Origin of the sequence: Ruegeria sp. (assembly GCF_028066395.1) — a bacterium.
Classification (GTDB): Bacteria; Pseudomonadota; Alphaproteobacteria; order Rhodobacterales; family Rhodobacteraceae; genus Ruegeria.
Genome location: NZ_JALCBM010000101.1, coordinates 1 through 11,048 on the forward strand (window position 1 = coordinate 1; position 11,048 = coordinate 11,048).

Genomic DNA, 11,048 nt, shown 5'->3' on the forward strand with positions numbered 1-11,048 from the left:
AAACAGCGCGTGGCCATCGGGCGCGCCCTGCTGGCCAGCCCGCGCCTGATCCTTGCGGATGAACCTCTGGCCGCACTGGACGATGCCCGCAAGGCCGAGATCCTGCCCTATTTCGAACGGCTGCGGGATGAGGTCTCGGTCCCGATCCTCTACGTCACCCATTCCGCGGCCGAGGTGGCGCGGCTGGCGACCTCGGTCGTGGCCTTGCAGGATGGCAAGGTCTTGCGCCATGGCCCGGCCTCGGACGTGCTGGCGGACCCGTCGGTGGCCCCGGCTGGCGTGCGCGCGGTGGGTGCCCTGTTGCAGGTCACGGTTGCGGCCCATCACCAAGACGGGCTGACCGAGCTTGAGGCGGGCGGCGCGCGCCTGTTCCTGCCGCGTATCCCGCATCGGATTGGCGAGGCGTTGCGTATCCGTATCCCTGCGCAAGAGGTCATCCTGTCCAGCAAACCGCCCGAGGGCTTGTCGGCGCTGAACGTGCTGGAAGGCCGGGTCGAGGCGATCCGGGCCGGTGAAGGACCGGGCGCCATCGTCTCGGTCAACACGCCTGCGGGGGTGGTGCTGGCCCGCGTCACCCGCCGCTCGGTCGAGGCACTGGGTTTGCAGCCGGGTCGTGCGTGTCATGCGGTCATCAAGACCGTGGCACTGGCCCCGCAGGATGTGGGTGGGCGCATCTCGGGCGCCTGAGGTCACGATCCGGCCCGGGGTGTTGCGCAAACTGCTGCAATGCTGCGATGGTAGGGCATTATCAAACCCTATCTTTTGGACATAAGGGCAATTGTGATGACAAAGCCGAGTCTCTTGAACCTTGTGAAGGCCATCGGTCTTGCCGCCGTGCTTGTCGTCCCCGGTCTGGCACAGGCCGTCGGCATCGGCGTTCGCTTTGGTCTGGTCAATCAGACCGAGGTCACACCGTTGGAGAACGGTGTCATTCAGGTAAAGGCGGCGGGCTCATCTGCTCCGGTGGCGTATTGGTGTGGTGTCGGCGATTATGCCATGCGCACGCTGCGGACAAAGGCGACACAGCGCATCTATGTCTCGCGGGCCTATGAACGCGGGGCCCGGACGGTTTTGTTCACACTGACGCCGCCGCCGGGGGCTGATACCGATCCGGGGTATTCGGTCACCGTCAAACGGGTGGGTGAGAATATGTCGGCAGCATCAGCGCAGCGGTATTGCTATGACAACACTTTGGATTTCGGGTTCTAGGATCAGATCCACTTGGCCAGGGGCGGCAGGCTCATCAGCACCGCGTCCGGGTCATGCCCGGTTTCCAGCCCGAATTTCGTGCCCCGGTCATAGACCAGATTGTATTCGGCATAGAGACCGCGATGCACCAGTTGGGTGTTCTTGTCATCACCCGAAAAGCCATGGACCCTGCGCTTTTCGACCAAGGGCAGATAGGCGGGCAGGAAGGCGCGACCGATATCCTGCGTCAGGGCAAAATCCGCCTGCCAGTCGCCGGTGCAGTAATCATCCATGAAGATGCCGCCGACGCCGCGCGCGCGTTTGCGGTGGGGGATGTAGAAATACTCATCCGCCCAATCCTTGAGGCGCGGGTAGTGGCCCGGTCCATGGGGGTCCAGATGGGCCTTTTGCGTGGCGTGGAAATGCGCCGTGTCGTCGTCATATTCGATGCAGGGGTTCAGGTCCGACCCGCCGCCGAACCACCAGGCAAGCGGTGTCCAGAACATGCGGGTGTTCATGTGAACCGCCGGAGCATGCGGGTTCTGCATGTGGGCCACCAGACTGATGCCGGATGCCCAGAATCGCGGGTCTTCGGTCATGCCGGGAATACCCTTGCGCGCGGCCATGGCTTGCTGTGCACGGTCACCCAGCGTGCCGTAAACGGTCGAGACATTGACGCCGACTTTTTCGAACACCCGCCCGCCGCGCATGACGGACATCAGCCCGCCACCCGCATCCGAGCCGTCCTCGGATTGGCGTTTGGTTTCCTTGACCTCGAACCGGCCTGCAGGGGCATCGGAAAACGGGCCGGTGTCGTGGCTGTCTTCCAGCGCTTCAAAAGCCGCGACGATGTCGTCGCGCAATTGGCGGAACCAGGCGGAGGCGGTGGATTTTTCGGTATCAAACATGGTCTTCAATGGGCTGGGGCGGCGACCGGGTCCAGCAGGGTGCGGCCACCGTCGATGGTCAGGATTTGCCCGGTCATGAACCCTGCCGCGTCCGAGGCCAGAAACTGCGCGGTTTCCACCAACTCGTTGGGCGCGGCGATGCGGGCCAGGGGTGTGTGTTTTTCGATATCGTCGCGGAAGTCGCGGTTGTCCTTCAGCGTCGATTGCAGCGACGCGCTCATCACCGATCCCAGCGCGATGGAATTCACGCGGATGCGGTTCGGGGCCAGCGCCACGGCCAGCGAGCGGGTCATCTGATCCAGCGCAGCGGTCGAGACGGAATAGGCCATCAGATCGGGATGCGTGCGCCGCGCCGCGATCGAGGACAGGTTGATGATTGACCCCGCCGGGTTTTCGTCATCATCGCCCGCTTGTTTGATCATCCGTTTCGAGATCAGCTGGCTTAAACGCAAGGCGGGCATCAGGTTCTGGTTCAGCAGGGTGCGCACCGAATCGTCCTCCAGATCCAGCGGATCGGACGGGATCACCTGCCGTGCGCCATTGACCAGAATATCGACCTGATCAAAGGCATCCAGCGTGGCCGACAGCAGGTTGGCGATGGTCAGCCGTTCGCGCAGGTCGCCGTTGAAATAGCGGATATTGCTGTCATCGGCCTGCTCGCCCAGTTCCTCGGCCAGCCGCTTTTCGTCCATATCGGCGAACATGACATTGGCCCCGGCATCCGCGAAATGGCGCCCGATGGCCAGACCAATTCCGCTGGCGCCGCCGGTTACAATCGCTGTCTTGCCTGCGATGGAAAAGGACATGCGTTTCCTCCTGAGTTGCGGGGCACGTTAACCGGGATCACCGCCGAGGGCGAGAGGCATGGAACACCTTGAACCGATTGTCGCCGGCGACCTCTTCGACGCGTTGGAACGCCTCCGCCAACGTGGCTTCATAAGGCAGGTGGCGGTTGGCGACCATCCACAGATCGCCCGACCGGGTCAGGTGGCGCGCGGCGGCAGCGATAAAGCCCTGACCCAGTGCCGGATCAGCGGCGCGCGAGGTGTGGAAGGGCGGGTTCATCACGATGGTGTCCAGCGGCTCGGGCGCAGTCCATGTGGTGGCGTCGGCCCAGTGAAACTGCGCGCGCGGGTCAGGGACGTTGGCCCGGGCGCAGGTCAGCGCGGTATGGTCGGCCTCGACCAGATGCAGGGTTTTGATGCTGTCATCGGCCAGCATCAGCGCCGAAAGATACCCCCAGCCCGCGCCCAGATCGGCGACCCGTGGGCCCAGCTTGCGCGGCAGGGATTGGACCAACAGGGCCGAGGCCGGATCGACCCCGTCAGCGGAGAACACGCCGGGCGCGGTGTGGAACCCGTCGACCTGTTGCGCCTTGGGCGCGGCCCAGTCGGCAAAGGTCTGCGGGTCAGATTGAAACCAGAAAATCTTGCCGTGGGCCTTGGCGATTGGTCCTTCGACGGGAACCCGCTTGCGAATATCCTTCAGCAAGCTGTCCACCCCATCGGTTTTAGCCCCGTCCACCACCACGGTGCCACTGGCGCGGGAGCAGGCCTGATGGATCAGGGCACGCGCTAGCGCTTTGGCACGGGGCAGGAATACGATGGCGTCATGACACGGGGTATCCGCCTCAGGGCGGGCGTCAAACCCAAGTGTCACGAAATGGTCGTGGAACGGTTTGAACGGTTGCACAACCTCGGCACCGCGCGGCAGGTCATGCTCCGGAGTCGCACCAATCACCGTTAACGGTTCCGACAGGGACAGGCCGGTTTCCAAGGCGAGGCTGAGACGAGGGGACATGGGCAATTCCAGAAGGCGCGTCGGCCTTACTCTTCCCGTTCCATGGTGCATTGCAGCGGGTGCTGATGTCGACGGGCGAAGTCCATCACCTGACCCACCTTGGTCTCAGCAATCTCATGGCTGAACACGCCAACCACCGCGACGCCCTTTTTATGGACGGTCAGCATGATCTCGAACGCCTGCGCATGGGTCATGCCGAAAAACCGTTCCAGCACATGCACGACAAACTCCATCGGCGTGTAATCATCGTTCAGCAACAACACCTTATACAGCGGCGGGCGCTTGGTTTTTGGGCGCGTCTGAACCAGGACCGACGTATCGTCATCCTCGTCCGATTTGTCAGACATCATCCATGGGGTTTCGATCATTGCTTTAAAGAATCCGATTCACGCTTCGGTTTATTTCCCGGCTTATATAACGTGAGGGCAGCCAGAGAAAAGAGCAACCGGGCGGATTTGAAATGAATGACGGGCTGACCACAATCGGGTTCGATGCCGATGACACGCTGTGGCATAACGAACGGTTCTTTCAACTGACCCAAGCCCATTTCGCCGAACTGCTGGCCGATCACGCCGACCGCGATCACCTGATGGAGCGTCTGTTGGCCGCTGAAAAGCGCAACATCCGGCATTATGGTTATGGGATCAAAGGGTTCGTCCTGTCGATGATCGAAACCGCGATTGAGGTGACAGAGGATCGCGTGCCGGCCTCGGTCATTCGCCAACTGATCGAAGCCGGGCAAGAGATGCTGGCCCATCCAATCGAACTGTTGCCCCATGCGCGCGAGGCGATTGAGGCGGCGGCCCAAACCCACAAGGTGATTCTGATCACCAAGGGCGATCTGATCGATCAGGAGCGCAAACTGGCGCAATCGGGGCTGGGAGAGCTGTTCGACGCGGTCGAGATCGTGTCGGAGAAGACGCCCGAAACCTATCGGTCGGTCTTCACTCAGCATGGCGATGGGCCCGGGGCGGCGATGATGGTGGGCAATTCCATGCGCTCGGACGTGGTGGCACCCATCGCGGCGGGATGCTGGGGTGTTTATGTCCCGCACGGGCTGGTCTGGGATATCGAAAGGGCGGATACGCCCACCGAAAACCCGCGTTATCGCGAACTGGCCGATCTCGGGCAACTGGAGTCGCTGGTTCAGGGCCTGGGCTGATGTTGCCCTGCGGCCTCAGTTTCAAGAAAATCTGAGGCGTACTGTCGCCCTCGGCTTGTCAGTGGCCAGTGTGGTGCCCGGCACGGCGAAAGCTACCACATCTTGGGGTGGTCGGCACAGTAAAACAATAGCGTGAAAACCCAGCTTTCGGTTTATTTTAAAGGGGTCCTGTGCTAGCCTTACCCACAAGAAAATAAATTTTGCTGACCGGGAAAACCCGGCGGCGCGAGGCAGACAGAGGCAATGATCGTGCAGATTCGGCGGACAGTTCCGGCCCGAATGGGCTTTCTTCTTATAGCATTCGTGTGGCTGCTGTTCAGCGCCGCGCAACAGGTTGCGGCGGCACCCTACGCGGCGATGGTGATCGACGCGCGCACCGGTGAGGTTTTGCATTCCCGCAACGCCGATACCCGGCTGCATCCGGCTTCGCTGACCAAGATGATGACGCTTTATATTGCGTTCGAGGCGGTGCGGAATGGTGAGATTACGCTGGACACCCCAGTGCGGATCACCAAAAAGGCGTCGTCCGAACCGCCCTCCAAGCTGGGCCTGCGCACCGGGCAGACCATCGCGTTCCGCTATCTGATCCGCGCGGCTGCGGTGAAATCGGCCAATGATGCGGCCACTGCCATCGGCATCGCCATAAGCGGGTCCGAAGCCGCCTTTGCCCGCCGCATGACGCGCACCGCCAAAGCGATGGGGATGAGCCGCACGACCTTCAAGAACGCCCATGGCCTGACCGAATCTGGCCACCTGTCCACGGCGCGGGACATGACCACGCTGGGGCGGCATCTGCTGTATGATTACCCGCAGTACTACAACCTGTTCTCGCGGCAATCGACCCATGCCGGGATCAAGACGGTGCCGAACACGAACCGTCGTCTGCTGGCGGCTTACAAGGGCGCGGACGGGATCAAGACCGGCTATACCCGCGCGGCGGGCTTTAACCTTGTGGCCTCGGCCAAGCGCAAGGATGAACGGGTCATCGCAACCGTCTTTGGTGGCAAATCCGGTGCCTCGCGCAATGCCAAAGTGGCCGAGCTTTTGGATATGGGCTTCCGCCGTGCGCCTTCGCGCGCGCCTATCCGCAAACCGGCGCGTCCGGCTTATGCGGGCAATGCGGGCTTGGGTGTTTCGGTTGCGGGCCTGAGCGGCGCGCCCAAAACCAGCCTGCGTCCGGTGCTGCGCCCCGTTGCGGGAACGGTTCAGGTTGCCAGTGTGGCCGAAACGGCGGCCAAGAACGGGGATCGCATCCAGAACGGCATCGCCGCCGCAATCGCGGCGGCCACCGATGGCACGCCGCGCCCCGCAGCCCGGCCCGAGGATCTGGTTCTGGCCTCGACCGACCCGGCGCCCGAGCCAGAGCAGGAGGTCGTCACCCGCCTGTCCACCTCCGGCGGGCATCTGTGGGGCGTCAATGTGGGTCGCTACACCACCCGGTACGAGGCTGAAAAGGTCCTGCTGAAAACCGCCCTGTCCGAGATGACGACGCTGGAAGGCACCCTGCGTAAGGTCAACCAAAGCACGCGCGGGTTCGAGGCCACCTTTCAGGGCATGACCCGCGAACAGGCCGATCTGGCCTGCCGCCGCCTGCAGGCGCGCAATGTCACCTGTTTCATGATCGGGCCGTCATAAGACCCGACACACTTCACTCTTGAACACTGGCTGTGAGCGCAAGTTCACAGCCTTTTTCTTTACCAGGCCTCAGTCGAAGACATGGCCGTGTTCGTATTGTTCGTCCTGCCCTGCGGCTGCGGTCAGGGCGGCGACATTGTCCTTGGTGAAGAAGCCATCATAGTGATGGCAGCGCTCGATATATTCAGTGATCAGCAGCGTGTGTTTTGAATGTTTCGAGAAGATCTGTTTCAGGTTCGGATCATCTTTGCATTCCCCCACCACATGGGCCAGAAACGGCACGCCCTCATCCTTCAGCGTGTTGACGACGAAATCCACATTCTTCTCGCCCGCCGCGTGGTCGCCATCCTGAATCTCGACCGCCATGTGATGCAGGCGGCGGCCGAAATTGCGCACGAAATCCTCGGTCGGCATCGGCAGCTTGGCGAAGGAATTCACAAAGGACGGAGTATTGTTCGCGGTGAACACCTTGGCGGGCGATTTCTTGTCATCATCCACATCGGCATTGCGGTTCACATTGGTGGACGAGTTCATGTCGAAGATATTGTACGCCCCCCAGAAGTAATAGGGCACCATCGTCAGGAATTCGAGGATCGCATCCTCACGCTCACCGGCCAGCACCCGCGTGGCCAGATGGTCGATGCCCAGCATCAGCGGTGCGATCTTGCTGTCGGCACCAAACGCAGCAGCCTGATCCAAACGGGCTTGCTCATCGGCGCTCAGCAGCACCCGGTCGCCCAGCCCCAGACTGTCGGGGTCGTTGAAATCCAGCGTCGAATAGCCGACCCTGTTGCAGGTGAAATCAGATGGCGTGGTGAACCGGAACCCGTCGAGCGTATAAAACGGGTTCTCGGTATCCCCAGAATATTCGAATCGAATATTCTGATCCTCAAGCACCTTGCTCAGGTCATTGAGGTCCGAGGCCGCAAAGATCTCGCCCACATACCGCGTCTGCGGCGTGCCGCGCGCCAGAGGGTACATGCGGTTGATGCGGGGGATGAAATCCTCGAACATCTCGCTCAGCGGGGCCATCAGGATCAGCGCCGGGTAATCGGAATGCGAATGCATCACCGCGAATTTATGCGTGGTGCCCAGATAGCTGGCCGAGTGACGATAGGGGGTCATCACATATAGCTCGACCATCGTGTCGAACAGCGCGTGGGTTTCGACCTGAATGACAATCGCCCGCATCTGCCCGACCTGATCGGCAATGCCCGAGCTGGTGCGTCGCTCATAGATCATCGGCAGGTATTCGTTGAAAAACCCGGAATTCTTTTTGTCCCCGCGGGGTTCATAAGACATCAAATCAAAGGACACGAAATCACCTCCTTGCGCATGCCCGGGGATTGCCGGGCATGGTGGTTGCTGGAATTGTGGTATTCAGAACATGCACTTGCAGGCATGCTAGGGGCTGAATTCCGTTCGGGCAACAGTAAGTAGATGGGCGGCAAGGATTACGCCCGGATGGTTAGCGCGTGAATTTCGTCACTTCCACGCCGCCATCGATCAGATTTTCGCGCACGGATCGCGCAATCTGAACCGCCGTTGGCCCATCCCCATGCAGGCAGATCGTATCGATCGAGGTCTCCAGCCGCTTGCCGGATTCGGTGATGATCGCCCCTTCGCGCACCATGTTCAGAATGCGGGGACCGGCGAGGTCAGGGTCATGGATCACCGCACCAGGCAGGGAGCGGTCGACCAGCGTGCCGTCATCATTATAGGCGCGGTCGGCAAAGATCTCTCCGACCCATTTGCAGCCCAACTCGCGCACGGCCTCTTCCTGTTTGGTCACCGCCAGAACCATGATGATGATATCGGGGTCCACATCCAGCGCCCCTTGATAACACGCCCGCGCCATGTCCAGATCGACCGAGCACATATTGGCCAGCGCCCCATGCAGTTTCAGGTGGCGCACTTCGGTGCCGACCGCCCGCGCCATGCCCATCGCGGCACCCAGCTGATAGCGGACCAGATTGCGCAGCGTGTCATGCGGCACCTTCATGTTGCGGCGACCAAAGCCCTGCAGGTCGGGAAAGCCGGGATGCGCCCCGATACCAACCCCGTTTTCCGCAGCCAGCGTCATCGTGCGGGCCATCACATCCGGGTCGCCCGCGTGAAAGCCGCAGGCGATATTGGCCGAGGTGATGATCTTCAGCAGGCTGTCATCGTCGCCCATTTTCCACGGGCCAAAGCTTTCCCCCATATCGGCATTCAGATCGACGCTGGGCATGGGCAGTTCTCCTTATTCGGTGGCCGAGATCATTCCGCTGATCAATTGGTAGGACAACAGGTCAGCGATGTCATGCGGATCGCGCACCAGCGCCTCGACCCGTCCGGGCAGGCGGGCCAGATCGGATGCGAAGGCGGCCATCAGGGCGGTGGCCTGTTCCATGGTTACGAATTCAAAACGCAACTGCCCGCCCGCCGGTGTCTGCGCGGCGCGCGGCAGGTCGCAAGGCAGGACCGTCGCGATGCGGGGATAGCCGCCGGTTGTCTGGCATTCGGGCAGCAGGATGAAGGGGTTCCCGGTTCCGGTCATCTGGATATCGCCGGGGGTTATGACCTCGGACAGGACGTTCAACTGACCCTTGGCGGCAAAGCCTTCGCTGTCACTTTCCAATTGCATCCCCATCCGGTTGGCCCGCGTACCGCGTTGGAATGTGGTCTTTGTGAACCGTTCCAATGTGGCGGGATCAAACATCGCGGTCTGAAAGCTGGGCACAACCCGCAGAAGCCCGCCCGAAAACCGATCCTCGACCCGCAGCTTCCGCCCCGCTTTGCCCGGTGTTGCGCCAACCGGCAAGTCATCCCCTGCCTGCACAGCGCGCCCGACTTTGGCGGTCAGATGGGTGGAGCGTGAGGCCAGAAAGGGCGCGCTATCAATGCCGCCGCCCACATGCAAATAGCCATAGGTGCCCTTGGCGGCGGCTCCGATTTGCAACCTCTGCCCAGCCGCCAGTGTATGCGAGGCATTCCAGACCAACGGGCTGCCATCGACCGACGCCTGCATCGGCGCGCCGGTCAGGGCGATCTGCATGTCCCGGGTTGCTTCGAACACCCCGCCCATACCGGCCATTTCCAACGCTGCGAGGTCCGGGCGCTGCCCCAGCAACGCGGCCCCTTCATGCAGTGCCAGAATGTCCGCCGCCCCGGACCGGGACAGGCCCTGATCCAGATACCCGATACGCCCCTGGTCCTGTATCGTGCAGGCCGGGCCGATGGAGCGGACTGTCAGGCTCATGAGGTGATCTCCTGACACTCCGCCCCATCCGTGCCAGCGGCGCGCAGGCTTTCCAGTTCATCACGCGACACTGCGTGAAACAGCATTTCATCCCCGGGGTTCAGGGCAAAGGCCTGCGGGTTCTCGGGACGGAAACATCGGAACGCCGTCTGCCCCACATGCCGCCACCCGGTGGGCGTTGGCCCGGAAAACAGAACGAATTGCGAGATCGCCAGCACCAGCGCCCCTTCCGGCACCATGGGGTTCAGTTCCTTGAGGCGAGGAATGTTGAATTCAGGCCCCAAGGGGCCAAGATATGGCTGCCCGGGTGCAAACCCGATGGTCAGAACGCGCACCTGTGTTGCGCTCAGCCGTCGGATGGCTTCGGTCGGGGACAAGCCTGCCGCCGCTGCCGCTTCATCCAATTGCGGCGCAAGATCGGTGCCATAGACCGTAGGCACCCGCCACAGTTTACGCCCGCCGGGCAGGGGAGCCTTGTACCAATCCTGCTGGTTCAGAACCTGCCGCACCCGATCTTCGATCTCGGCATGGGGCAATTGCAGGGGGTCAAACCGCAGAAAGGCTGACGCCAGCGAGGCCGAGGTTTCAAAGACACCCTCCCACTGCAATGCGTCGATGGCATTCCGAAACGCCAGCGCCGCGCGGTTCGACGATTCCGTCATGGTATCGGCGAAGGTGATCAGCACACCATCATAGCCGACATTGCGGACCAGAGGAAAAGATGTGGGTTGGGTCATCGGGCGGTATGCCATCAAAGGTCGGTTTTCTCGGGTGACCTGAGCGCATCTGATGCGAATGCGCAAGGCTTTGCGGCGGGGTGCCCGGGCATTTCGGGGCAGAAAATGAATCGATTCAGGTCACGCGACTCGAAGGGTGCTTGTATGGCCAGGGGCCTAGCTCACTATATATAGTGCCATCGGTGAAAGGTCTGGAGCGAGTCGTCTTATCGCTCTGGCCGGATCATGCCAGAATGAGGTGACGGGGTTGTTGGGATATCCTGTTAAGATATTGAAATAATTTATATTTCAAACCTTTTTCAAAAAAGATCGGAAAGGTGTGTTTTTCCACTTGCGGCTTTGATTGGTTATGCTTAGAACCCCCTTCACCGGCGCTG

12 protein-coding genes are annotated in these 11,048 nt (G+C 61.4%); 4 read left to right on the top strand and 8 right to left on the bottom strand.

Annotated elements, in window-relative coordinates:
• The coding region (locus MPJ51_RS20555) for a TOBE domain-containing protein (protein WP_298390741.1) at positions 1-687 on the top strand (687 nt) is incomplete at its 5' end.
• Between the two features lie 96 nt (positions 688-783).
• Complete coding sequence (locus MPJ51_RS20560) at positions 784-1,209, top strand: hypothetical protein (protein WP_298390743.1); 426 nt, start codon at positions 784-786, stop codon at positions 1,207-1,209.
• 2 nt (positions 1,210-1,211) lie between these two features.
• Here MPJ51_RS20560 and hemF read toward each other — a convergent pair whose 3' ends face one another.
• The 4 genes from hemF to clpS are packed head-to-tail and all read right to left on the bottom strand — an operon-like array spanning position 1,212 to position 4,264.
• A complete protein-coding gene (hemF, locus tag MPJ51_RS20565) occupies positions 1,212-2,096 on the bottom strand; it encodes an oxygen-dependent coproporphyrinogen oxidase (protein WP_298390744.1) in 885 nt (294 codons plus the stop codon).
• A 5-nt stretch (positions 2,097-2,101) separates the two neighbouring features.
• Entirely contained in the window at positions 2,102-2,902 is an 801-nt protein-coding gene (locus MPJ51_RS20570; RefSeq protein WP_298390746.1) for an SDR family oxidoreductase, read from the bottom strand.
• 37 nt (positions 2,903-2,939) lie between these two features.
• Complete coding sequence (locus tag MPJ51_RS20575; RefSeq protein WP_298390748.1) at positions 2,940-3,896, bottom strand: class I SAM-dependent methyltransferase; 957 nt, start codon at positions 3,894-3,896, stop codon at positions 2,940-2,942.
• Between the two features lie 26 nt (positions 3,897-3,922).
• Positions 3,923-4,264, bottom strand: a complete 342-nt coding sequence (gene clpS / locus MPJ51_RS20580; RefSeq protein ID WP_298390750.1) for an ATP-dependent Clp protease adapter ClpS — start codon at positions 4,262-4,264, stop codon at positions 3,923-3,925.
• A 92-nt stretch (positions 4,265-4,356) separates the two neighbouring features.
• Here clpS and MPJ51_RS20585 point away from each other — a divergent pair, with 92 nt between their 5' ends.
• Positions 4,357-5,058 (top strand): HAD family hydrolase, encoded by a 702-nt coding sequence (locus MPJ51_RS20585; protein WP_298390752.1) that lies wholly within the window; start codon positions 4,357-4,359, stop codon positions 5,056-5,058.
• Positions 5,059-5,337: 279 nt separating this feature from the next.
• Positions 5,338-6,693, top strand: a complete 1,356-nt coding sequence (locus MPJ51_RS20590) for a D-alanyl-D-alanine carboxypeptidase family protein (RefSeq protein WP_298390754.1) — start codon at positions 5,338-5,340, stop codon at positions 6,691-6,693.
• A gap of 69 nt (positions 6,694-6,762) precedes the next feature.
• On the opposite strand, the gene MPJ51_RS20595 is transcribed toward MPJ51_RS20590, so the two are convergent.
• From MPJ51_RS20595 to MPJ51_RS20610, 4 genes are all read right to left on the bottom strand, one after another.
• Positions 6,763-8,010 (bottom strand): hypothetical protein, encoded by a 1,248-nt coding sequence (locus MPJ51_RS20595; RefSeq protein ID WP_298390756.1) that lies wholly within the window; start codon positions 8,008-8,010, stop codon positions 6,763-6,765.
• Positions 8,011-8,161: 151 nt separating this feature from the next.
• Positions 8,162-8,923 carry a 5-oxoprolinase subunit PxpA gene (locus tag MPJ51_RS20600; RefSeq protein WP_298390757.1) on the bottom strand — a complete coding sequence of 254 codons (762 nt, stop codon included), beginning with the start codon at positions 8,921-8,923 and terminating at the stop codon, positions 8,162-8,164.
• 12 nt (positions 8,924-8,935) lie between these two features.
• Positions 8,936-9,934, bottom strand: a complete 999-nt coding sequence (locus MPJ51_RS20605) for a biotin-dependent carboxyltransferase family protein (protein WP_298390759.1) — start codon at positions 9,932-9,934, stop codon at positions 8,936-8,938.
• Positions 9,931-10,671, bottom strand: a complete 741-nt coding sequence (locus tag MPJ51_RS20610) for a carboxyltransferase domain-containing protein (protein WP_298390761.1) — start codon at positions 10,669-10,671, stop codon at positions 9,931-9,933. The genes MPJ51_RS20605 and MPJ51_RS20610 overlap by 4 nt, the downstream gene beginning before the upstream one ends.
• Positions 10,672-11,048: the final 377 nt, after the last annotated feature.

Bases quoted from the DNA above. Each gene is read 5' to 3' on its own strand.
- MPJ51_RS20560 (WP_298390743.1), top strand. From the start codon at position 784: ATGACAAAGCCGAGTCTCTTGAACCTTGTGAAGGCCATCGGTCTTGCC.
- hemF (WP_298390744.1), bottom strand. From the start codon at position 2,096: ATGTTTGATACCGAAAAATCCACCGCCTCCGCCTGGTTCCGCCAATTG.
- MPJ51_RS20570 (WP_298390746.1), bottom strand. From the start codon at position 2,902: ATGTCCTTTTCCATCGCAGGCAAGACAGCGATTGTAACCGGCGGCGCC.
- MPJ51_RS20575 (WP_298390748.1), bottom strand. From the start codon at position 3,896: ATGTCCCCTCGTCTCAGCCTCGCCTTGGAAACCGGCCTGTCCCTGTCG.
- clpS (WP_298390750.1), bottom strand. From the start codon at position 4,264: ATGATCGAAACCCCATGGATGATGTCTGACAAATCGGACGAGGATGAC.
- MPJ51_RS20585 (WP_298390752.1), top strand. From the start codon at position 4,357: ATGAATGACGGGCTGACCACAATCGGGTTCGATGCCGATGACACGCTG.
- MPJ51_RS20590 (WP_298390754.1), top strand. From the start codon at position 5,338: ATGGGCTTTCTTCTTATAGCATTCGTGTGGCTGCTGTTCAGCGCCGCG.
- MPJ51_RS20600 (WP_298390757.1), bottom strand. From the start codon at position 8,923: ATGCCCAGCGTCGATCTGAATGCCGATATGGGGGAAAGCTTTGGCCCG.
- MPJ51_RS20605 (WP_298390759.1), bottom strand. From the start codon at position 9,934: ATGAGCCTGACAGTCCGCTCCATCGGCCCGGCCTGCACGATACAGGAC.
- MPJ51_RS20610 (WP_298390761.1), bottom strand. From the start codon at position 10,671: ATGACCCAACCCACATCTTTTCCTCTGGTCCGCAATGTCGGCTATGAT.